The sequence below is a fragment of the Streptomyces sp. 1222.5 genome, assembly GCF_900105245.1.
Taxonomy (GTDB): domain Bacteria; phylum Actinomycetota; class Actinomycetes; order Streptomycetales; family Streptomycetaceae; genus Streptomyces; species Streptomyces albidocamelliae.
In genome coordinates this window covers 3,760,182-3,782,215 of the sequence record NZ_FNSZ01000001.1, presented here as the reverse complement: position 1 = coordinate 3,782,215, position 22,034 = coordinate 3,760,182, and the positions used below count along the sequence as shown (strand labels likewise).

20 protein-coding genes, 1 tRNA gene and 1 pseudogene are annotated in these 22,034 nt (G+C 71.6%); 9 read left to right on the top strand and 13 right to left on the bottom strand.

From position 1 onward, the window contains the following. Positions 1 to 394: 394 nt before the first annotated feature. Positions 395 to 850, bottom strand: a complete 456-nt coding sequence (locus tag BLW57_RS16860; RefSeq protein WP_176985938.1) for a GNAT family N-acetyltransferase — start codon at positions 848 to 850, stop codon at positions 395 to 397. Positions 851 to 1,159: 309 nt separating this feature from the next. Between BLW57_RS16860 and BLW57_RS16855 the strand changes: the two genes are divergently transcribed. Continuing rightward, on the top strand, positions 1,160 to 1,927 hold the full coding sequence (locus BLW57_RS16855) for a LuxR C-terminal-related transcriptional regulator (protein WP_093475506.1): 768 nt from the start codon (positions 1,160 to 1,162) through the stop codon (positions 1,925 to 1,927). Here BLW57_RS16855 and tamR read toward each other — a convergent pair. After that, positions 1,886 to 2,383 (bottom strand): MarR family transcriptional regulator TamR, encoded by a 498-nt coding sequence (tamR, locus tag BLW57_RS16850; protein ID WP_073888558.1) that lies wholly within the window; start codon positions 2,381 to 2,383, stop codon positions 1,886 to 1,888. The genes BLW57_RS16855 and tamR overlap by 42 nt on opposite strands. Positions 2,384 to 2,481: 98 nt before the next feature. Between tamR and BLW57_RS16845 the strand changes: the two genes are divergently transcribed. Further along, the gene (locus tag BLW57_RS16845) at positions 2,482 to 3,312 is read left to right on the top strand and encodes a trans-aconitate 2-methyltransferase (RefSeq protein ID WP_093480731.1); all 831 of its coding nucleotides are present in this window, start codon (positions 2,482 to 2,484) and stop codon (positions 3,310 to 3,312) included. Between the two features lie 2 nt (positions 3,313 to 3,314). Then, positions 3,315 to 3,674, top strand: coding sequence for a VOC family protein (locus BLW57_RS16840; RefSeq protein WP_093475505.1), 360 nt, complete (start codon positions 3,315 to 3,317; stop codon positions 3,672 to 3,674). Positions 3,675 to 3,770: 96 nt separating this feature from the next. On the opposite strand, the gene BLW57_RS16835 is transcribed toward BLW57_RS16840, so the two are convergent. Together BLW57_RS16835 and BLW57_RS16830 are read right to left on the bottom strand one after the other, a co-directional pair. Further along, positions 3,771 to 4,448, bottom strand: a complete 678-nt coding sequence (locus tag BLW57_RS16835; protein WP_093475503.1) for a TetR/AcrR family transcriptional regulator — start codon at positions 4,446 to 4,448, stop codon at positions 3,771 to 3,773. Beyond that, positions 4,445 to 5,452 carry an acyl-CoA desaturase gene (locus BLW57_RS16830; RefSeq protein ID WP_093475502.1) on the bottom strand — a complete coding sequence of 336 codons (1,008 nt, stop codon included), beginning with the start codon at positions 5,450 to 5,452 and terminating at the stop codon, positions 4,445 to 4,447. Before BLW57_RS16830 ends, BLW57_RS16835 begins: the two co-directional genes overlap by 4 nt. A 310-nt stretch (positions 5,453 to 5,762) precedes the next feature. Between BLW57_RS16830 and ppc the strand changes: the two genes are divergently transcribed. Next, positions 5,763 to 8,495, top strand: a complete 2,733-nt coding sequence (gene ppc, locus BLW57_RS16825; RefSeq protein ID WP_093475500.1) for a phosphoenolpyruvate carboxylase — start codon at positions 5,763 to 5,765, stop codon at positions 8,493 to 8,495. Between the two features lie 65 nt (positions 8,496 to 8,560). Here ppc and BLW57_RS16820 read toward each other — a convergent pair whose 3' ends face one another. The 7 genes from BLW57_RS16820 to BLW57_RS16790 form a co-directional block, all read right to left on the bottom strand. Further along, positions 8,561 to 9,073 (bottom strand): hypothetical protein, encoded by a 513-nt coding sequence (locus BLW57_RS16820; protein WP_093475499.1) that lies wholly within the window; start codon positions 9,071 to 9,073, stop codon positions 8,561 to 8,563. A gap of 90 nt (positions 9,074 to 9,163) precedes the next feature. After that, complete coding sequence (gene pth / locus BLW57_RS16815; RefSeq protein WP_093475497.1) at positions 9,164 to 9,766, bottom strand: aminoacyl-tRNA hydrolase; 603 nt, start codon at positions 9,764 to 9,766, stop codon at positions 9,164 to 9,166. Positions 9,767 to 9,850: 84 nt separating this feature from the next. After that, positions 9,851 to 10,450: a 50S ribosomal protein L25/general stress protein Ctc gene (locus tag BLW57_RS16810; RefSeq protein ID WP_093475496.1), complete on the bottom strand. Its 600-nt coding sequence runs from the start codon at positions 10,448 to 10,450 to the stop codon at positions 9,851 to 9,853. 219 nt (positions 10,451 to 10,669) lie between these two features. After that, entirely contained in the window at positions 10,670 to 11,650 is a 981-nt protein-coding gene (locus tag BLW57_RS16805; protein WP_093475494.1) for a ribose-phosphate diphosphokinase, read from the bottom strand. Positions 11,651 to 11,801: 151 nt separating this feature from the next. Then, complete coding sequence (glmU, locus tag BLW57_RS16800; RefSeq protein WP_093475493.1) at positions 11,802 to 13,250, bottom strand: bifunctional UDP-N-acetylglucosamine diphosphorylase/glucosamine-1-phosphate N-acetyltransferase GlmU; 1,449 nt, start codon at positions 13,248 to 13,250, stop codon at positions 11,802 to 11,804. 122 nt (positions 13,251 to 13,372) lie between these two features. Further along, positions 13,373 to 13,443 (bottom strand) — tRNA-Gln (locus BLW57_RS16795). Between the two features lie 6 nt (positions 13,444 to 13,449). Further along, a complete protein-coding gene (locus BLW57_RS16790) occupies positions 13,450 to 14,322 on the bottom strand; it encodes a helix-turn-helix domain-containing protein (protein ID WP_093480730.1) in 873 nt (290 codons plus the stop codon). 166 nt (positions 14,323 to 14,488) lie between these two features. On the opposite strand from BLW57_RS16790, the gene BLW57_RS16785 reads away from it, so the two are divergent. Then, on the top strand, positions 14,489 to 15,799 hold the full coding sequence (locus BLW57_RS16785) for a sensor histidine kinase (RefSeq protein WP_093475491.1): 1,311 nt from the start codon (positions 14,489 to 14,491) through the stop codon (positions 15,797 to 15,799). A gap of 36 nt (positions 15,800 to 15,835) precedes the next feature. Here the strand turns inward: BLW57_RS16785 and BLW57_RS16780 are convergent, their stop codons facing one another. Together BLW57_RS16780 and BLW57_RS16775 are read right to left on the bottom strand one after the other, a co-directional pair. Next, entirely contained in the window at positions 15,836 to 16,327 is a 492-nt protein-coding gene (locus BLW57_RS16780) for an SUKH-3 domain-containing protein (protein WP_093475490.1), read from the bottom strand. Between the two features lie 57 nt (positions 16,328 to 16,384). Continuing rightward, the gene (locus BLW57_RS16775) at positions 16,385 to 16,900 is read right to left on the bottom strand and encodes a YwqJ-related putative deaminase (RefSeq protein ID WP_093475488.1); all 516 of its coding nucleotides are present in this window, start codon (positions 16,898 to 16,900) and stop codon (positions 16,385 to 16,387) included. Positions 16,901 to 17,162: 262 nt separating this feature from the next. Here BLW57_RS16775 and BLW57_RS16770 point away from each other — a divergent pair, with 262 nt between their 5' ends. The 4 genes and pseudogenes from BLW57_RS16770 to BLW57_RS16755 all read left to right on the top strand — a co-directional run bounded on the left by BLW57_RS16770 (position 17,163) and on the right by BLW57_RS16755 (position 21,955). Further along, a complete protein-coding gene (locus BLW57_RS16770; RefSeq protein ID WP_093475487.1) occupies positions 17,163 to 18,173 on the top strand; it encodes an SMI1/KNR4 family protein in 1,011 nt (336 codons plus the stop codon). A gap of 10 nt (positions 18,174 to 18,183) precedes the next feature. Then, on the top strand, positions 18,184 to 21,009 hold the full coding sequence (locus BLW57_RS16765; RefSeq protein WP_093475485.1) for an SUKH-4 family immunity protein: 2,826 nt from the start codon (positions 18,184 to 18,186) through the stop codon (positions 21,007 to 21,009). 65 nt (positions 21,010 to 21,074) lie between these two features. Continuing rightward, positions 21,075 to 21,617, top strand: a pseudogene (locus tag BLW57_RS16760) (RNA polymerase subunit sigma-70); the annotation flags it as partial. A gap of 23 nt (positions 21,618 to 21,640) precedes the next feature. After that, positions 21,641 to 21,955: a dihydrofolate reductase family protein gene (locus tag BLW57_RS16755; protein WP_256339500.1), complete on the top strand. Its 315-nt coding sequence runs from the start codon at positions 21,641 to 21,643 to the stop codon at positions 21,953 to 21,955. Positions 21,956 to 22,034 lie beyond the last annotated feature (79 nt).

The window sequence follows — 22,034 nt, the reverse complement described above, 5'->3', positions numbered from 1 at the left end:
CGAGAGGGTCGCGTACGTGCTCGGCTACGAGCTGGTGTCCACCGAGCAGACCCGTGGCCCCGGCCCCGTGCTCGGGCTTCCGCGGCCCCCGGCCACCGTGCGGCTCGTCTTCCGGCGCGACGACGACCCCCGGGCCCGGCGCCGGGCCGAGCGGACCGTCGAGCGGCTGCGGGCCGGCGGGCCCCTGCTCGCGGACGACGAGGCGCTGCTGCCCCCGCCGCCTCCGCCCGCCCCGGCACCGCCCTTCGTCCCCCGGCCGCCGGCGCCCCGTCCGCGCCGGTCGATGGAGCCGCAGTCACCGCCGCCCGTGGGGCCGCCCGGACTCAGGGTCCGCGGCGGCCGCCCTACCCGCCCCCGCCCCCCACGCCGCCCACTCCACAGGGGTGAGCCACCGTCAGGTCAGGCGCTTCGTGAGGATGTACTCCGTGATGCCCGGCGGGTAGTCGGGGATGGTGCCGACCACGTCGTAGCCCTGCTTGCGGTAGAACTCCGGGGCCTGGAAGCTCCAGGTCTCCAGGCGGGCCGCCGTGCACGTGCGCTCGGTGCGGGCGATGCGTTCGGCCTCGGCGAGGAGACGGGAGCCGAGGCCCGTGCCGCGGTGGCGGTCGTCCACCCACAGGTAGGTGACGTGCAGCCAGGTCGTCCAGGTGTGACCGACCAGCCCGCCCGCCAGTTCCCCGGAGTCGCCCAGCGCCCACACATGGAGCGGGACCTCCCGTTCGCCGGGCGTGCCGCGCAGCGCCGCCAGCACCGGGGACGCCGCCGTGTTGGTGTCCCGCAACCGCGAGCGGAGCAGATCACGTCGTCCTTTGTCGACTTCCGCCTCAATACGAAACATGCGGCACACCATAAACGCGTCGGACGGCCAGTTCTGCAAATCCGCTTCCGCTGTCCGCCCGCATCCGTACTCTGAGGAACAGCACCGGTGGGGGCCGGTGCTGATCAGGGGGCGAGACAGGCGGGTACGACACCCGCGGTGGGGGTAGCAGTTTCCGCGACGGCGGCGGCCGTGCGGTGGGCGTCCTTCCGCTGGGTGTCGTACCCGTGCGAGTCGTCGTTTCCCGAGCCTTTGCCGGCCCTTTCGGACCGGCCGATCGCCGGGCCCTGTCCGGACCTTGGGTATCCCCTGCTCCACGCGGAGCCTGGGGAAGGGGGTTTCGTGGTTCGTATCCGAGTCCTGGTCGTGGACGACCATCGCATCTTCGCCGAGTCGCTCGCCGCCGCACTGGCCGCCGAGCCCGACGTCGACGTCTCCGCCGCCGGCAGCGGCCCGGCCGCGCTGCGCTGCCTGGAACGCGCGGCCGGCGAGGGACGCCGCTTCGACGTGCTCCTGGTCGACGCCGACCTCGGCGGCAACCTGCCCGGCGCCCGCCCGGCCGTGCCCGTGCAGGACGGCGACGAGGAAGGCCTGGTCGACGGGATCTCGCTGGTCGCCGGCGTCCGCTCCGCCCAGCCCGCCGTACGGCTCGTCGTCCTCGCCGAGAAGGACGACCCGCGCCGCGCCGCCCTCGCGCTGCAGGCGGGCGCCTCCGGCTGGGTCGCCAAGGACTGCTCGCTGTCCCGGCTGCTGACGGTGATCCGCGGCGTGCTGCGCGACGAGACCCATCTGCCGCCCGCACTGCTCACCGGCGTGCTCAGGGAACTGACGGCCGCGCGCAAGCACCGCACCGAGAGCGAACGCCTGGTGCAGTCCCTGACCCCGCGCGAGCGGGAGGTGCTGCGCTGCATGGTCGCCGGGCTCGGCCGCAAGGCGGTCGCCGAGCGGCTGTTCCTCTCCCCGCACACCGTGCGCACCCACATGCAGAACGTCCTCGGCAAGCTGGGCGTCCACTCCACCCTCGCCGCCGTGGCGCTCGCCCGGCGGGCCGGGGTCGGCCCGGCGGACCTAGCCGGGGATGTTGTCGAACGGGGCGGTCAACTGGCGTAGCAGGCCCGCCAGTTCACCGCGCTGGGCGCGGGACAGCTCGGCGAGGATCGCCCGCTCCTGGTCCAGCAGGCCCGCCAGCGCCTGGTCCGCGCGGTCCCGGCCGGTCTCGGTCAGCCGGACCAGCACACCGCGCCGGTCGCTCGGGTCCGGCAGCCGCTCCACGAGGCCCTTCTTCGCCAGCCGGTCGATCCGGTTGGTCATCGTGCCCGACGTGACCAGGGTCTGCGTCAGCAGCTGTCCGGGGGAGAGCTGGTACGGCGTGCCCGCGCGCCGCAGCGCGGTCAGTACGTCGAACTCCCAGGGCTCCAGCTGGTGCTCGGCGAAGGCGAGCCGTCGCGCGCGGTCCAGATGCCGGGCGAGTCGGCTCACCCGGCTGAGTACTTCCAGCGGCTCCACGTCGAGGTCCGGACGCTCCCGGCGCCACGCTGCGACCAGCCGATCGACCTCGTCCTCCATGGAGATCAGTGTAGTGGTTGTGTCGACATGAAGTCTCTTGAAGTCAAGTCTCTTGACATCGAGATAAAACCCCGGGGACAGTGGAAGACATGACGAACATGACGCATCCCACCTGGGACCCCGCCCAGTACCTCCGGCACGCCGGGCACCGGGCCCGTCCCTTCGCCGACCTCCTCGCCGCCGTCCCCGCCCTCCCGGCGGAACGGGAACCGTCCGCGGGCCCACCGCGCATCGCCGACCTCGGCTGCGGCCCGGGCAACGTCACCGTCCGGCTCACCGAACGCTGGCCCACCGCCCACGTCACCGGCTACGACAACTCGCCCGACATGCTCGACCGCGCCCACACCGAGCACGAGGGCCCCACGGCCGGCGGCGGCCGCCTCGACTTCGCCCACGCCGACGCCCGCACCTGGACGCCGCCGGAGCAGTACGACCTGATCGTCTCCAACGCGGTGCTCCAGTGGGTGCCCGGCCACGCCGACCGGTTCACGGACTGGGTCGCCGCCCTTCGCCCCGGCGGCACCTTCGCCTTCCAGGTCCCCGACAACATCGACGCCCCGCTGCACGCCCTGATGCGCGAGCTCGCCGCCACCCCCCGCTGGAAGGCCCGCCTCGCCGAGGTCCTGCGCCACACCGACTCCGTCCACACGCCCGGCACCTACCTCGACCGCCTGGCCCGCCTGGGCTGCGCGACCGACGTCTGGCAGACGACGTACTTCCACGTCCTGGCGGGCGAGGACCCCGTCCTCGACTGGGTCAAGGGCACCGGCCTGCGGCCCGCCCTGACCGCCCTGGCCGACGACCCCGAGGCACGCGACGCGTTCGTCACCGAGTACCGGGACCTCCTCCGCGCGGCGTACCCGAGCGCCCCCTACGGCACCGTCCTGCCGTTCCGCCGGCTGTTCGCCGTGGCCGTCAAGGGAGCCTGAGCATGCTCGCCGCCGTCGACCACGTCCAGCTCGCGGCCCCGCCCGGCTCGGAGGACCTGCTGCGGGCGTACTACGGGGACGTCCTCGGCATGACGGAGATCCCCAAACCGCCGGTGCTCGCGGCGCGCGGCGGCTGCTGGTTCCGGGCCGGCGCCGTAGAGCTGCACCTGGGCGTCGAGGACGGCTTCCGGCCCGCGACGAAGGCCCACCCCGGGCTGCGGGTCACGGACATCGAGGCGTACGCGGACCGGCTCACGGCTTGCGGCGCCCCGGTGACCTGGGACGACAACCTCCCCGGGCACCGGCGGTTCTTCTCACGGGACCCCGTCGGCAACCGACTGGAATTCCTCCAGCCCCGCTGACTTGTGGCCCGGCCGGCTCGCGGACCCGCGGACTCGCCGCCCGGCCGGCGCGCGGCCCCGCCGGCAAACAGCCCGGCTACGGCCGGTCCCGCCGGCTCACGCCTTGCGGTGGCCTATCAGCCGCGGCTTCTGCTCCAGCCCGTCGAGCCCGTGCCACGCCAGGTTCACCAGATGCGCCGCCACCTCCGCCTTCTTCGGGCGGCGCACGTCCAGCCACCACTGGCCGGTCAGCGCGACCATGCCGACCAGCGCCTGGGCGTAGAGCGGGGCCAGCTTCGGATCGAAGCCGCGGGACTTGAACTCGCGGCCGAGAATATCCTCCACCTGCGTGGCGATGTCGGAGATCAGCGAGGCGAAGGACCCCGTCGACTGCGGGATGGGGGAGTCACGGACCAGGATCCGGAAGCCGTCCGTGTACTCCTCGATGTAGTCCAGCAACGCGAACGCGGCCTGCTCGCACAGCTCACGGGGATGCCCCGCCGTCAGCGAGCCGGTCACCATGTCCAGCAGCCGCCGCATCTCACGGTCGACCACCACCGCGTACAGGCCCTCCTTGCCGCCGAAGTGCTCGTACACCACCGGCTTGGACACCCCGGCCTTCGCCGCGATCTCCTCCACCGAGGTGCCTTCGAAACCCTTCGCCGCGAAGAGCGTGCGACCGATCTCCAGCAGCTGCTGGCGGCGCTCCGCACCGGTCATACGGGTCCGGCGAGTCCGCCGCTGCTTGTCATTGCCGGAATTGCTGCTGGAATCGGTCGCCACGGCTTCCATCATGCCGCCTCGGCCGCCTCCTTCCGGCGCCCGGAGCCGTCTTCCCCGATGTTGCGACGCGAATCGATACGCGAGCGTGACGGCCAGCGCACGTCGTACGCCCAGCCGAGACGCTCGAAGATCCGGATGAACCGCGCCGACGAATCGATCTGCCCGCGCATCACCCCGTGCCGGGCCGACGTCGGGTCCGCGTGGTGCAGGTTGTGCCAGGACTCCCCGCACGACAGCACCGCCAGCCACCACACATTGCCCGAACGGTCACGCGACTTGAACGGCCGCTTGCCCACCGCGTGACAGATCGAGTTGATCGACCACGTCACATGGTGCAGCAGCGCCACCCGCACGAGTGAACCCCAGAAGAACCCGGTGAACGCGCCCCACCAGGACATCGTCACCAGGCCACCGATCAGCGGCGGCAGCGCCAGCGACAGGGCCGTCCACAGCACGAACTGGCGGGAGATCGCCCGGATCGCCCCGTCCTTGATCAGATCCGGGGCGTACTTGTCCTGCGGCGTCTGCTCCTCGTCGAACATCCAGGCGATGTGCGCCCACCACAGGCCCTTCATCAACGCCGGCAGCGTCTCCCCGAACCGCCACGGCGAATGCGGGTCGCCCTCGGCGTCGGAGAACTTGTGGTGTCTGCGATGGTCGGCCACCCAGCGCACCAGGGGGCCTTCGACGGCCATCGACCCCATGATCGCCAACGCGATCCTGAGCGGCCGCTTCGCCTTGAACGAACCGTGCGTGAAGTACCGGTGGAAACCGATCGTGATGCCGTGGCACCCCAGGAAGTAGAAGAAGACCAGCAGGCCCAGGTCGAGCCAGCTCACCCCCCAGCCCCAGGCCAGCGGCACGGCCGCCACGAGTGCCACGAACGGCACGACGATGAACAGGAGCAGCGTGATCTGTTCGATCGAACGCTTCTGTTCGCCGCCCAGGGTGGCGGAGGAGGTGGAGGTGTCGTTGGCCTTACGGGCTTCGTCGATCACATCGGAACTTGAGGTCATGCGCGTCCCCTGTGGGGTCGAGGGTCGAGGGATGAGGTGGATGCCGGGCCCCGGGACCGGGCGGGACTCGACGGTACTTCCCTACGGCTCCGTAACCTACGGCGTCGTAAGTATGGCAGCGTGTCGTACGGCGGCAAGAGCCCCACGGCCTGCGCCTCCGCACGGCCACCTATCCTTGGTCTCGGTCGGACAGCGCGGTCCGCTGAAGTTTCTTCCCGGACGCTCCGGCCCGTAAGCGGCGCCCGCCGCCGCGTGGCTGACGCTCGGGTTCCCTCCCAGACGAGCTTCAACACTGCAAGGAGCCGCACCTGTGAGCAGTGCCGACGACCAGACCACCACGGCCGGCAGCGAGCTGCGCGCCGACATCCGCCGCCTGGGCGACCTCCTGGGCGAGACCCTCGTCCGGCAGGAAGGCCCCGAGCTCCTCGAACTGGTCGAGAAGGTCCGCCGCCTCACCCGCGAGGACGGCGAGGCCGCCGCCGAGCTGCTGCGCGGTACCGAACTGGAGACCGCGGCCAAGCTGGTCCGCGCCTTCTCCACCTATTTCCACCTCGCCAACATCACCGAGCAGGTGCACCGAGGCCGCGAACTGCGCGCCCGGCGCGCCGTCGAGGGCGGCCTCCTCGCCCGCACCGCCGACCGGCTCAAGGACGCCGACCCCGAACACCTCGCGCAGACCGTCCAGCACCTGAACGTCCGCCCCGTGTTCACCGCACACCCCACCGAGGCCGCGCGCCGGTCGGTCCTCAACAAGCTCCGGCGCATCGCAGCCCTCCTGGACACCCCCGTCCTCGACTCCGACCGCCGCCGCCAGGACGTCCGCCTCGCCGAGAACATCGACCTCGTCTGGCAGACCGACGAGCTGCGCGTCGTACGGCCGGAACCCGCCGACGAGGCCCGCAACGCCATCTACTACCTCGACGAACTCCACGCCGACGCCGTCGGCGACGTCCTCGAGGACCTCACCGCCGAACTCGAACGCGTCGGCGTCAAGCTCCCCGACGACACCCGGCCGCTCACCTTCGGCACCTGGATCGGCGGCGACCGCGACGGCAACCCCAACGTCACCCCCCAGGTCACCTGGGACGTCCTCATCCTCCAGCACGAACACGGCATCAACGACGCCCTGGAGATGGTCGACGAACTGCGCGGCCTGCTCTCCAACTCCATCCGCTACGCCGGCGCCACCGAGGAACTCCTCACCTCCCTGCACACCGACCTCGAACAACTGCCCGAGATCAGCCCCCGCTACAAGCGACTCAACGCCGAGGAGCCCTACCGGCTCAAGGCCACCTGCATCCGGCAGAAGCTCGAGAACACCAAGCAGCGCCTCGCCAACGGCACCCCCCACACCGAGGGCCGCGACTACCTCGGCACCGGCGAACTCCTCAGCGACCTGCGGATCATCCAGACCTCCCTGCGCGAGCACCGCGGCGGCCTCTTCGCCGACGGCCGCCTCGGCCGCACCATCCGCACCCTCGCCGCCTTCGGCCTCCAGCTCGCCACCATGGACGTCCGCGAACACGCCGACGCCCACCACCACGCCCTCGGCCAGCTCTTCGACCGCCTCGGCGAGGAATCCTGGCGCTACGCCGACATGCCCCGCGACTACCGGGCCCGGCTCCTCGCCAAGGAACTGCGCTCCCGGCGCCCCCTCGGCCCCACCCCGGCACCCGTCGACGCCGCCGGCGCCAAGACCCTCGGCGTCTTCGAGACCATCAAGAAGGCCCTCAGCGTCTTCGGCCCCGAAGTCATCGAGTCCTACATCATCAGCATGTGCCAGGGCGCCGACGACGTCTTCGCCGCCGCCGTCCTCGCCCGCGAGGCCGGCCTCCTCGACCTCCACGCCGGCTGGGCGAAGATCGGCATCGTCCCCCTCCTCGAGACCACCGACGAGCTCAAGGCCGCCGACACCATCCTCGAGGACATGCTCTCCGACCCGTCCTACCGGCGCCTGGTCGCGCTGCGCGGCGACGTCCAGGAGGTCATGCTCGGCTACTCCGACTCCTCCAAGTTCGGCGGCATCACCACCAGCCAGTGGGAGATCCACCGCGCCCAGCGCCGGCTGCGCGACGTCGCCCACCGCTACGGCGTACGCCTGCGCCTCTTCCACGGCCGCGGCGGCACCGTCGGCCGCGGCGGCGGCCCCTCCCACGACGCCATCCTCGCCCAGCCCTGGGGCACCCTGGAGGGCGAGATCAAGGTCACCGAGCAGGGCGAGGTCATCTCCGACAAGTACCTCATCCCCTCCCTCGCCCGGGAGAACCTGGAACTGACCGTCGCCGCCACCCTGCAGGCCTCCGCCCTGCACACCGCGCCCCGCCAGTCCGACGAGGCCCTCGCCCGCTGGGACGCCGCCATGGACGTCGTCTCCGACGCCGCCCACGCCGCCTACCGCCGCCTGGTCGAGGACCCAGACCTGCCGACGTACTTCCTCGCCTCCACGCCCGTCGACCAGCTCGCCGAGCTGCACCTGGGCTCGCGGCCCTCCCGCCGCCCCGGCTCGGGCGTCTCGCTCGACGGTCTGCGCGCCATCCCGTGGGTGTTCGGCTGGACCCAGTCCCGGCAGATCGTGCCCGGCTGGTTCGGCGTCGGCTCCGGCCTCAAGGCGCTGCGGGAAACCGGTCTGGACAGCGTGCTCGGCGAGATGCACGAACAGTGGCACTTCTTCCGGAACTTCATCTCCAACGTCGAGATGACCCTCGCGAAGACCGACCTGCGCATCGCCCAGCACTACGTCGACACCCTCGTCCCCGACGAGCTCAAGCACGTCTTCGACACCATCCGCGCCGAACACGAGCTGACCGTCCGCGAGGTCCTGCGCATCACCGGCGAGACCCGCCTCCTCGACGCCCAGCCCGACCTCAGGCAGACCCTCACCGTCCGCGACGCCTACCTCGACCCGATCTCCTACCTCCAGGTCGCCCTGCTCAAGCGTCAGCGCGACGAGGCCGCGGCGGGCGCCGACCCCGACCCGCTGCTCTCCCGCGCCCTGCTCCTCACCGTCAACGGCGTGGCCGCCGGCCTGCGCAACACCGGCTGACACCCGCCCCCGCACACAACGGTGCCCCCGAGGTCCACGACCCCGGGGGCACCCTCACCTCCACGTCACCGCACAGCCACGAAGGCCACCGTCAGCAGACCCGCACCCGACAACGCCAGCCCCCACGCCACCCGCGTCAGCCGCAGACCCCCCGCGACCACCACCGAGGCCAGCAGCAACGCCCCGCCGAGCGGCACCCAGGCGTAAAGAATCCCCGCCGGACCCGAACGCAGCGCGTCCGCCGTACCCGGCTTCAGCACCACGTCGTACGTCCGCCCCTTGCGCACCGCCACCGACTGCGCGATCACCACCCGCGCCCGCGCCCGCGCACCCGCCGACACCGGCCGGAACGGCCCGGAACAGCCGTCACCCGCACAGGACGTCACCTCGACCGTGCCGCGCTCACGCCCCTTGGTCAGCATCACGTGCTGCGCGGTCCCCCAGGAACCCCACACCCCGGCGAACAGGATCAGCGCGGCGACCGCACCCGTCGCCGCGACCCGCCCGAACCGCAACGCGGACACGGACGCCCGGCGGGCGCGAGCGTTACTGGCTGAGGCAGGCATGGCCGGGATCATTGGCCATAGCCGCACGGCCGGTCAACTCCGCCGGAAGGCAAGGACGGACAAGTCCGCAGTTGTACGGCACACCGGCCGGCACCCGCGCAGTCAGGAGTTGTACGCGCCCTGCGCCCGCTCCAGCCCCTCCGCCAGCAGACACTCCACCGCGTCCGCCGCACGGTCCACGAACCAGTCCAGCTCCTTGCGCTCCGCCGACGAGAAGTCCTTCAGCACGAAGTCCGCCACCTGCATACGCCCCGGCGGCCGCCCGATCCCGAACCGCACCCGGTGGTAGTCCGGACCCATCGCCTTCGTCATCGACTTCAGACCGTTGTGCCCGTTGTCCCCGCCGCCCAGCTTCAGCCGCAGCGTGCCGTAGTCGATGTCCAGCTCGTCATGGACCGCCACCACGTTCGCCTGCGGCACCTTGTAGAAGTCCCGCAGCGCGTTCACCGGACCACCGGACAGGTTCATGTACGACATCGGCTTCGCCAGCACCACCCGGCGGCTCGCCGGACCCGCCGGACCGATCCGCCCCTCCAGCACCTGCGCCTGCGCCTTGCCCGCACGCTTGAACTTCCCGCCGATCCGCTCCGCGAGCAGGTCGGCCACCATGAAACCGACGTTGTGCCGGTTCATGGCGTACTCCGGACCGGGGTTACCGAGCCCGACGATGAGCCAGGGGCCACTGGCGGGGGTGGTCACGTCCATGCCTCCTTGATACGCGCCAGCCGCCGCTCCCCGCGAGGGAAGCGGCGGCTGAACAGCAAACTACCGTCGGCCGTCGGCCGGCGATCAGGCCTCGGCGACCTCTTCGCCCTCGGCAGCCGCCTCCTCGCCCTCGGTCTCCTCGACCTGGGCCTGCAGCACCTGGAGGACGACCGCGTCCTCGTCCACGGCCAGGGTCACGCCGCTGGGCAGCGTGATGTCCTTGGCGTGGACGGAGGCACCGGCCTCCAGGCCCTCGACGGAGACCGTGACGGCCTCGGGGATGTGCGTGGCCTCGGCCTCGACCGGCAGGGCGACCAGGACGTGCTCGAGCAGGTTGCCACCGGGGGCCAGCTCGCCCTCGGCGTGCACCGGGATCTCGACCGTGACCTTCTCGCCGCGCTTGACCAGCAGCAGGTCGACGTGCTCCAGGAAGCCCTTCAGCGGGTCGCGCTGCACGGACTTCGGGATCGCCAGCTCGTTGGTCTTGCCGTCGATGTCCAGGGAGATCAGGACGTTCGGGGTACGCAGCGCGAGCAGCAGCTCGTGGCCCGGGAGGGTCAGGTGCAGCGGGTCGGAACCGTGGCCGTACAGGACACCCGGGACCTTGTTCTCACGGCGGATGCGGCGCGCGGCACCCTTGCCGAACTCGGTGCGGGTCTCGGCGGCGAGCTTCACCTCGGACATATGGATCACTCCTCGTAGAACTCAGATGCGGACGTGGTCACCCGGCCACGAACGGCCTGCTACGAAGAGCGCGTCGATAACGGACCGCCGCATCCCGGCCATGACGGAAAACGGCCTCCCTCGCCGAGCAACTCCAGCAGTTTACCCGGCGGGGGAGGCCGCACCAAAAGGATCTTCAGCCGGTCGGACCGACCGACGCGCAGAAGGTCTGCAGAAACCTCACTGCTCGTCGAAGAGGCTGGTCACCGAGCCGTCCTCGAACACCTCACGCACCGCACTCGCGATCGTCGGAGCGATCGACAGCACCGTGATCTTGTCCAGATCGCTGCCCAGCTCCCCCGGCGTCGGCAGCGTGTTCGTGAACACGAACTCACTCACCCGCGAGTTCTTCAGCCGGTCCGCCGCCGGACCCGACAGCACACCGTGCGTCGCCGTCACGATGACATCCTCCGCACCGTGCGCGAACAGCGCGTCCGCGGCCGCACAGATCGTCCCACCCGTGTCGATCATGTCGTCGACGAGGACGCACACCCGGCCCTTGACCTCACCCACGACCTCGTGGACGGTCACCTGGTTCGCCACATCCTTGTCACGCCGCTTGTGCACGATCGCCAGCGGCGCACCGAGCCGGTCGCACCACCGGTCCGCCACCCGCACACGCCCCGCGTCCGGCGATACGACCGTCAGCTTCTCCCGGTCCACCTTCCGCCCCACGTAGTCCGCCAGCAGCGGCAGCGCGAACAAGTGGTCCACCGGACCGTCGAAGAAGCCCTGGATCTGATCCGTGTGCAGGTCCACCGTGAGAATCCGGTCCGCACCCGCGGTCTTCATCAGATCCGCGATCAGACGCGCCGAGATCGGTTCACGACCACGGTGCTTCTTGTCCTGCCGCGCGTAACCGTAGAACGGCACGATCACCGTGATGGAACGAGCCGACGCACGCTTCAACGCGTCGATCATGATCAACTGCTCCATGATCCACTTGTTGATCGGAGCCGTGTGGCTCTGGATCAGGAAACAGTCCGCACCACGCGCCGACTCCTGATACCGGACGTAGATCTCACCGTTCGCGAAGTCGAAGGCCTTGGTCGGGACGACCCCGACACCCAGCTGCTGGGCGACCTCCTCGGCAAGCTCGGGGTGGGCGCGGCCGGAGAAGAACATCAACTTCTTCTCGCCGGTCGTCTTGATCCCGGTCACAGCACTGTCTCCTCAGAGGTTGTCTCAACCAGCCGGCCGCCGACCTCTCGGCTGGGCGCGAGAGGCCGAATCAGCTGGTAAGGGTGCGGGGGTGCACTCGTGCGGATGTGCACTTATCACGGTACGCCGTGTTTGACGCAACCGTTTCCGGTCAGCCCTCGTCACCGCCCTGCCGGGACACCGCCTCGGCCGCCTTCGCCGCCGCGCTCCCCGGACGCTTCCGAGCCACCCAGCCCTCGATATTCCGCTGCTGACCACGGGCCACGGCCAGCGAACCCGGCGGCACATCCTTCGTGATCACCGAACCGGCAGCGGTGTACGCGCCGTCCCCGACCGTGACAGGAGCCACAAACATGTTGTCCGAACCCGTCCGGCAGTGCGACCCGATCGTGGTGTGGTGCTTGTCCTGACCGTCATAGTTCACGAACACACTCGCCGCACCGATGTTCGTGTGCTCACCGATCGTCGCGTCCCCCACGTACGACAGATGCGGAACCTTCGTCCCCTCGCCGATCCGCGCGTTCTTCGTCTCGACGTACGTACCGATCTTGCCCTTCGCGCCCAGACGCGTACCCGGACGCAGATACGCGTACGGCCCCACGCTCGCCCCCGCACCCACCACGGCCCCCTCGGACACCGTGTTGTCCACCCGCGCCCCCGCGCCCACCTTCGTGTCCTTCAGCCGGCTGTTCGGACCGACCTCCGCACCCTCGGCCACATGCGTCGACCCGGTCAGCAGCGTGTTCGGATGCACCACGGAGTCCTGCCCGAACGTGACCGTCACATCCAGCCACGTCGACGCCGGATCCACCACCGTCACACCGTCCAGCATCGCGCGGGTCAGCAGCCGGTCGTTCAGGATCCGCCGCGCCTCGGCGAGCTGCACCCGGTTGTTGATCCCCGCGATCTCCCGGTGGTCACCGGCCACCGACGCCCCGACCCGGTGCCCGGCCTCCCGCAGGATCCCCAGCACGTCCGTCAGGTACTCCTCGCCCTGGCTGTTGTTCGTCCGCACCTTCTTCAGCGCGTCCGCCAGCAGCTGCCCGTCGAACGCGAACACACCGCTGTTGATCTCCCGGATCGCCCGCTGCGCGTCGGTCGCGTCCTTGTGCTCCACGATCGCCGTCACGGCACCCGTCGCCTCGTCCCGCACGATCCGGCCGTAACCGGTCGCGTCCGGCACCTCGGCGGTCAGCACGGTCACCGCGTTGCCGTCCGCGTGATGGGTGCCGGCGAGCGCCTCGAGCGTCTCCGCGGTGAGCAGCGGGGTGTCACCGCACACGACGACCACGGTCCCGTCGACCGCGCCGCCCAGCTCCTCCAGGCCCATCCGCACCGCGTGCCCGGTGCCGTTCTGCTTCGCCTGCACGGCCGTGCGCACGTCCGGGTCGATACCGGTCAGGTGCTCGGTGACCTGCTCGCGGGCGTGGCCCACGACGACGACCAGGGCCTGCGGGTCCAACTCGCGGGAGGCGGCGAGGACATGGCCGACCAGGGATCGGCCGCAGATCTGATGGAGGACCTTGGGTGTGGCGGACTTCATACGGGTGCCCTCACCCGCTGCGAGAACGACGACGGCTGCCGGGCGGATGGCGCTCACGGGGTTGCCCTTCGGCTCTGGATGGGTGGGGGTGACAGCCGCAGGATACCGGGGCGGGGTTTGGGGGGTATGAGTGCGGGCCCTGACCGGTGTTGGCGGTGAGGACCCGAACTGAGCATGTGCTCCCGGGGGAGGACTCGAACCCCCATGATCAGAACCAAAATCTGACGTCTTGCCCTTAGACGACCCGGGATTGCCGCTATGTCCGATTTGGAAGATCGGCCGCGGTGGCAGCCCCTACTATGCCGCACCACCAGCCTTCGATGCGACGATACAGCTCGGCTCCCCGCAGGACGCCGATGACGAGGCAGCCCCGGTAGCTCTCGCCCACGTTCTTGCGCACGGTTTTCGGGTTGTGCTTCTTGAGGGTGGTGGGCTGAAACGCGGATGCGTCGACGTCGGCGAGGTTCGCCCAGTAGCGCACGGCTCCGTCGGGGTCACCGGTTTCGTGGATCATGACGCGGAAGCGAAGGCGTTCGCGCGCGACCCCCAGGAGATCCAGCCAGGCGAGGTAGACCTTGATCACGCCGGGGTCGCTGTTGACGAACTGAACGTTCTCGCGCCGCGCGTACGGCTTGTCCTTGGAGCCCTCGGCCCAGTAAAGGGCCACTCCCGTCACGAAGAGCTCGCGGTCGGTCATTGCGCCGATCTCGTTCGCGGCGGCAGCTTTCGTCGCCTGGCGCTTCTCGTCCCGTACCGCCAGTTCGTGCTCCCAGCGCTTCCTGGCGGCCAGCTTCGCCTGCTCCGTGGGGTCGCGCCTCTCCGGCTCGGGGGGATCTCGCACCCACAACGAGATCGAACTCTTGGAGCACCCCAACTCCGCCTGGATCCGGTCGTAGGTCCAGCCCTGGAGGCGTAGCTCGCGGGCCCGGGCCCGCAGGTCGTCCTTGGCCCTCGGGCGCTTGGTCCACTCCGGTGGGGGCTCGCCCTGCACGAGTCGGTTGAGGAGGTCGTTGTTGAAGATCTTCAGCTCGTCCCGGATCTGCCGGAGGCTGTGGCCGGCGCGGCGCAGGGCGACAGCCCGCTCGCGAAGGCGGTCGAAGTCGGCGTACGTGCCGAATGCATGTGTCATATGCATACCGTCCGGCCGGAATGATCCGTTCCGGAGGCGAACGGGAAGGGTTCACCAGTTCGAGGGATACCGGTGGGTTTCGAGGTCGTTCGACTACGGGGTGTGGTGTGTGGAGGTAGGTGAAACTCACCGGAAAAGCCGCACCCGTCGCCCGTAGGCTGGACGCATGACCACGACGGGGGAAGAGCATGCCAGGGGCCTGACCGGCCCTTGGTGGTGGGCGAGGTGGCGCAGTGCGGTGCTCGACGGGAGTCTCGCGCTGGTGTCCGCCGTGGAGTGCGGTGCGGAGGGTATTCCGTTCGCCAAGGACGCGGGTGTCCCGGTGTCCGTGGGGATCGTGTTCGGGCTGATCGCCGGTTCGGTTCTGCTGGTGCGGCGGAAGTGGCCGATCGCCGTCGTGCTGGTGGCGATCGCGATCACGCCGGCCCAGATGGGTTTCCTGATGGGCATCGTGGGTCTGTACACGCTGGCGGCGTGCGAGCTGCCGCGGCGGGTCATCGGCGCGCTGGCGGGGATGTCGTTGCTGGGCACGATGATCGTGACGTTCGTGCGGGTGCGGCAGGACATGGCGCGGGGTGATCTGACGCTCGGTGACTGGTTCGTGCCGTTCGCGGCGGTCACGACGTCGCTGGGGCTGACGGCTCCGCCGGTGCTGCTGGGTCTGTACGTGGGGGCGCGGCGCCGGCTGATGGAGAGCCTGCGGGAGCGGGCGGATTCGCTGGAGCGGGAGCTGCAGCTGCTCGCGGAGCGGGCGGAGGAGCGGGCCGAGTGGGCGCGCGGTGAGGAGCGGACGCGGATCGCGCGGGAGATGCATGACGTCGTCGCGCACCGGGTGAGTCTGATGGTGGTGCACGCGGCGGCGTTGCAGGCGGTGGCGCGGAAGGATCCGGAGAAGGCGGTGCGCAACGCGTCGCTGGTGGGGGACATGGGCCGGCAGGCGTTGACCGAGTTGCGGGAGATGCTCGGGGTGCTGCGGGCCGGTGGGGACGCGGGTCGGCGTGTCGCCGCGGTGCCGTCGGTGGCGGTGGGGGAGGCGGCCGTGGCGGTCGCGCGGCTGGTGGAGGCGGAGGGTGCGGCGGAGGGACCGAGTCTGTCGGAGCTGGAGGAGTTGATCGGGCAGTCGGCGGCCGCGGGGATGGTCGTGGAGCTGTCGGTGGAGGGGGAGGTGCGGTCGTATGCGGCGGAGCTGGAGCAGACGGCGTACCGGGTGGTGCAGGAGGCGTTGACGAACGTCCACAAGCATGCGGCGGGTGCGAAGACGCGGGTGCGGCTGGCGCACCGGGTGGCGGAGCTGGCGATGCAGGTGGAGAACGAGCCGCCGCCGGAGGCCGCTTCGGCGTCGGCGGCGGGGCTGCCGTCGGGTGGGAACGGTCTGCTGGGGATGCGGGAGCGGGTCGTCGGGCTGGGCGGTGTGTTCGTGTCGGGGCCGACGGAGGCGGGGGGTTTCCGGGTGTCGGCGGTGATTCCGGCGGTGTAGTTCCCTCGGGTCTTTCCTCGGGCCGGATTGCGGGGGTCAGCCGGCGGTGAGGCGAGCGGGTCCTATGCCGGTGACGAGCATGGCGAGGGCGTGGTCGATGTCGGGGCCGACGTACCAGTCGCCGGTGTGGTCGAGGGTGTAGACGCGGCCTTCGGCGTCGATGGCGAGGACGGCGGCGGTGTCGGTCTCCTCGCCGAGGGGACTGAGTTCGGTGCCGAGGGCGCGGCCGAGGTCGCCGAGGGTGCGGGCGTGGTGGAGGCCGTGGAGGGGGTCGAGGTGGAGGGTGGCGGGGGCGATCTGGCGGCCGGGTCCGTTGGGGGTGATGGTGAGGCCGCCGAATTCGGCCCAGGCTTCGACGGCCGCGGGGAAGACGGTGTGCCGGTGTCCCGCGGGTGAGGTGTGTTCGCGGAGGGTGTCGGCCCAGATCTCGGCTTGTTTTATGTCCCAGCGTCCGGGCTGCCAGCCGGCGGCGCGCAGGGCGGCGTCGACGGGTACGGGGAAGCGGGTGGTGGTGCGGTCGGGGTGCATCTGCCTTTCCTCGTGCCGGCGGGGTGGTGCGGGTGTTGCCTGTGGGGACGGGTGTGGTCAGCCGTCGGTTGCCGTGGGGTCGACGACGCGGACGCCGAAGTGGGCGCTGAGGGCGGTGCAGGCGCGGCAGGGGGTGGCGAAGCTGCCGTGGAGGGGGTCGCCGTCCTCGCGTATGCGGCGGGCGGTGAGCTTGGCGTGTTTGAGCGCTCTGCGGGCTTCGCCGTTGGTCATGGGTTTGCGGGCGGCGCGTCTGCTGCGGGTGGCGTCGGCGGCGGTGATGTGCCGGGAGATGAGGATGGTTTCGGCGCAGCGGCCGGTGAAGCGGTCGCGCTGGGCGCTGGTGAGGGTGTCGAGGAAGTCCTGGACGAGGGGGTGCAGGGCGGGGGGCTCCTCGCCGCGGGCGGCGGTGCCGGTGAGGGTGGCGCCGCGGACGGAGAGGGCTGCGGCGACGGTGGGCAGGATGCCGTCGCGGCGGTGGCGGAGTGCGGGTGCGGGGGGTGTTTCGGTGCCGCTCCAGTCGATGCGGGGGTCACCGGCCCGTACGTCGGTGCCTCCGGTCTGCAAGGTGCTCATGCTCGTTCTCCCCTCCCCGGGTGTCCCCCGAAGGACACAGGGTGCCAAATGCCGTGGCTGGTGCGGAAGCTGGGGCGGTGCGACACGCCCGGGGCTGTTCTGGTGGTGACGGTGCGGTGATGGCTGGTCACGGAAGCGGAGGGGTGGTGTCCGCCGGGATGAGGTGGGCCGGTGACCCGGGTTCGTGTACCGCATAGGCTGTCGCCATCCGCGATCGACACCGCCGTTCAGGCCAGAGAGAACGCCGCAGGGGGCAACCGCCATGACGACAGGTCGGCTCGGGCAGCGAGCCGCGCCGCCGAACGCGGCCTATGCCGGGCAGGTCGTGCACTTCCCGGATCCGGTTCGGGCGGCACGTCACCCGAGAGGGGTACGGGTCGATGAGCGGGGTTACCCGGATCTTTCGCCGTACGCGCGTGTGGCGGCGGAGATCGCGGAGCCTCCGGAGGGTTTCGGGGTCGACGAGTTGCGGCTGACGGACTACGTGTCGGCGAACGCGGCTCTGGCGGCGTCGGGTCACGAGTTGTGGGACACGGTGCCGGATGTGGCGACGCCGCACGGCTGGACGTGGCATCACGTGGCGGCATCGCGGCGGCTGGAGCTGGTTCCGGTGGAGGTGAAGGCGTTGCTGCGGCACCACGGTGGGGTGGCGACGTCGGGGGTGGACCATGCCAAGCGGGGGACGCGGCCGTTGCAGGAGACGCGTCCGGTGCATTTCGGGCTGCCGAAGTCGGGTGTGGCGGTGACGGAGGCGCAGGTGCAGGGGGTCGAGGAGGATCTCGGGTACCGGCTTCCGGGTGCGTACCGTTCGTTCTTGAAGGCGGCGGGTGGTTGTGCGCCGGTGGGTGCGGCGCTCGACGCCGAGCTGGGGTTGCTGCTGGACCAGCCGTTCTTCACGGTGCGGGACGAGGCCGCGGTCAATGACCTGGTGTATGTCAACAAGTGTCTGCGTGACCATCTGACGAAGGATTATCTGGGGGTCACGTTCGTGCAGGGTGGTCTGCTCGCGGTGAAGGTGCGTGGTGAGCGGGCGGGTTCGGTGTGGTTCTGCGCGTACGACGATGTGCGGGACGTGGATCCGTCGTGGTCGCCGGCGGAGCGGGTGGAGCGTCTGCTGCTGCCGTGCGGTGAGGACTTCGACGCCTTCCTGTCGCGGCTGGCGGGGGATCCGCCGGAGTTGGAGACGGTGGCCGATCTGATGGTGGACGGCGGGTTCGCCCGTGTCGTTCCGGTGTCCTCCGGTGCGGCGTCTTCCGGTCCGGTGGGGGAGTGAGCTGCGGGCGATGGTGACCTACGCGCAGGCGCAGGAGCGCGCCGAGGAGTGGATCAACGGGGACGTTCCCGCGTATCAGCATCGTGAGGTGCGGGTACGGGAGTTCGAGCTCGGTTTCGTGGTGTGGGGTGAGGACCGTGCGGAGGGCCCGCGTTCGGACGCGGGTGGTCAGCGGCTGGTCATCGCCCGGGACAGCGGGGAGGCGACGCTGTGGCCGGCGTTGCCGGTGGGTGAGGTGATCCGCCGGTACGAGGAGGAGTACGGCCGTGCGGACGAGCCGCGGGACGCGGTTCCGGCGGCTGCGGCGGCGCGGGTCGATCTGAATCAGACGTCGTTCCTGCTGACTCCTCCGGAGTGGTTGCAGGAGGCGGCGGACCGGCTGGGTCTCGGGGAGGGGCGTTCGGAGGACGGGCCCGCCGACGGGTCGGGTGCCGGTGCCGGTGGCGGGGTGTCGTCCGGGGGCGCCGGGCTCGCTCAGACGCAGGCCGGGGTGCCGGTGGACGCGCCGGGGGCGTTCCCGGGGGCGCCTGCCGGTCCGGCCGTGCCCGTGTCCGGTGCGGCCGCTCCGGTGGACGTGCCGTCGGGTGCGACGCCGTGGGCGGGTACGGACACGAATGCGGACGGCGGTGAGGAGGACCGGTCGGTTCCGTTGCCGGCGACGGTGTTCGCGCCGCAGGTGAGTGATGCGGAGGCGGACGGTCCGCGGTCGCCGGCGGCCGAGCCCGATGCGAAGACGGCGTTGATGGCGGGTGGCAGTCAGCTGCCGCCGACGGCGGTGGCGCCGGCGCTGGATCCGTCGAACGCGCCGGGCGCGCAGGGTGGTTCGCCCGCCCCGGCGGGTGTGCCGCAGGGCGGTACGCCGCCGCCGGGTGGGCAGCCGTACGGCTACCCGTCGGTGCACGGCACTCCGCCTCCGGCGGCTCCGGGTGTGCCGCAGGGCGGTACGCCTGCGCCTCCGCCGCCGGGTGCGCAGCCGTACGGGTACCCGCAGGGTCCGGGTGCCGCGCAGGACGCGGAGGGGTACGGCTATCCGCAGCCGCCGGCGGGTCCGGGCGGGCCCGGGCGGCGCCTCGCGCCGAACGCCGGTGACATCGCGGACGCCGCGACGAGCAAGGCGGCGCCGCCGCCGAGGAAGCCGCGGGGTGGCGCGGGTGCGCCGCCTCCTCCGCCGGGTGTTCCGGGCGCGCCGGGCGCGCGTCCGGGTGGTGCGGCGGTGCCGCCCGCTCCGGGTGCGCCCGCGGGTGGGTACGTGCCGACGCAGCTCGTGTCGTCGCTGGGGCCCGACGGCGGGGGCGTGCCGGCCGTTCCGGGTGGCTCGCAGGGAGGGCAGGCGCCGGGCGCGTCCACGCCGCCCGCGCCTCCGGGTGTGCCGGGTGGCGGTACTCCTCCGGGCAACGTGCACCATGCGGCCACGATGCTGGCCGATCCCGGTCGGACGGGCCCGGGCGCGCCCCAGCCGCCGGGTGTTCCGGGTGCTCCGGGCGTGCAGGGCGGTCCGGCGGCGCCGGGCATGCCGAACCCGCCGGGTGCGCCTGCCGCTCCGGGTGTGCCGCCCGGCCCCGGGGCGCCGCAGCCTCCGGTGGCTCCGGGTGTCCCTGGTGCGCCGGGCGCTCCGGGTGCTCCCGGTGGTGCGCGTGGTGCCGTGCACCATGCGGAGACCGTGCTGGCGGCGCCTCCCGTTGCGGGCCCGGGCATGCCTCCGCCGCCGCCGGCCGCGGGTTCCATGCCGCCGCCGGCCCCGGGTGCGGTGCCGCCGCCCGGTGCTCCGGGGGTGCCGCAGCCGATGCCGCCGGGTGCGATGCCGCCGCCGGGCGCGCCGGTGCCGGGGCAGCCTCCGGCGTACGGATATCCGCAGGCGGGGCAGCCGACGGTGGGTCCCGGCTACCAGGCCGTTCTGCGGTATCGCGCGCACGACGGTTCGGAGCAGCAGCTGATCCGGCGTTCGTCGCCGGGTACGCCGCACCCGGAGTGGCAGATCTTCCACGAGCTGCGTGCGATGAACGTGCCGCCGGACCAGGTGCTGGAGCTGCACACGGAGCTGGAGTCGTGCGCGCTGCCGGGTGCCTACTGTGCGCGGATGATCCGGGAGCAGTGGCCGCAGGCGCGGATCGCGAGCATCGCGCCGTACGGCACGGATCATGCGAGCCGGCAGCAGGGCATGCAGCAGTTGCTGGCGCACCAGGGCGAGTTGCACCAGGTGGCCGACGGTCCGGCGCGTCCCGCGCCGGTGCGGGCGCCGCTGCCGCCGGTGCAGGCGGTGCAGCCGATTCCGCCGGAGGGCGTCGCGCAGGAGCTGGCGGCGGCGTTCGGTCCGGGGGTCTTCCGGTTCGAGCAGCAGGCGGTGTCGCGGCAGGGAGTGCCGCCGGTCGTGGCGCACACGCTGGTCGTGGCCGGGTTGCCGGTGGACATGGGTCCGTTCTTCTGGGCGCAGGCGCAGCCGGGCCGTCCCGTGCCGACGCTGGCGGAGCTGGCGGCCGAGCGGGGGGTGCAGCCGGCGGCGGACGCGGGGTCGTACCTCGTGATGGGCACGGACTTCGGCAAGGCGATCTGTGTGCAGTACGGCACGGCGAACATCGTGGCCGTGCCGGTGGAGGCGGGGCCGGGCGGTGCTCCGGTGCCGCCGCAGTTCGTGAACAGCGGGCTGCTGGAGTTCGCGCGCTGCCTGGCGCTGCTGGGCCGTATGTGGCGTCTGAGGTTCGGGCTGAACCAGGAGCAGGCGGGCCGCTGGACGGTCGACTTCCAGGCGCAGCTGGCCTCCTTGGATCCGGCGGCGCTGGGTTCGCCGGAGAGCTGGTGGTCGGTGCTGCTGGAGCAGATGTGGGACGGGCTGCTGTAGCGGGGGCCGGCCGGGTGTGAGTCCGTTCGTGCCCTTCACGCGTGCGTGAAGGGCACGATGGGCCGGTGGACTTCGAGCCGTACCGGGGCGAGCTGGTGGCGTACTGCTACCGCATGCTGGGCTCGTTCCACGAGGCCGAGGATCTGACGCGGGAGACGATGCTGCGGGCGTGGAAGGCGCGGGAGAGGTACGACCCCGGGCGCGCGTCCGTGCGGACCTGGCTGTACCGCCTCGCGACCCGTGTCTGCCTGAGCGCTCTGGAGGGCCGTGCCCGGCGCCCGCTGCCGTCGGGTCTGGGAGCGCCTTCGGAGGATCCCGGGGCACCGTTGACGCCGGCGGTGGACGTGCCCTGGCTGGATCCGTTCCCGGAGGCGCGGTGCGACGTGGAGGCGCGCACGGACCTGCGGCTGGCGCCGGTGGCGGCGCTGCAGTCGCTGCCGGCGCGGCAGCGGGCCGTGCTGGTGCTGCGGGAGGTGCTGGAGTTCTCCGCCGCCGAGGTGGCCGGGCGGTTGGGCACGTCCGTGGCGGCCGTCAACAGCGCTTTGCAGCGGGCGCGTGCCGCCCTTGCGCGCGGGGGCGGCATCGATGCGGTGGGCGAGCCGGTCGATCATTCGCGGCGCGGATGAACGCCGTGCCGAAGCCGGTGGTCTCGCGCGGCGCTCCGGACGTGTCCCGGTGGGCCGGTTCGCGGTTGCTGGAGGGCGATCTGCCGGCCGCCGTGCGGGCCGAGCGGCGGGACGCGGTCGTGACCGGGAGCCTGGCCGTCGTGCACGAGCTGATGGCCGGGGACCTGGTCGACGAGTACCGGCTGCTGACGTTCCCGGTGGTGCTCGGGCAGGGCCGGCCGCTGTTCCCGGCCGGGAGTCCGCCGGCCGGTCTGGAGTGCCTGTCGGCCGAACGGGTGGGCGCCGCCGTCCTCACACGCTACGGGCGAGCGGCGGGTTGACGCCGCGGTGCGGCATCACGACCGTCCGGTGACCACGGAGTGTCGCGTTATGAACACTTACCTCCGATCCATCAAGATA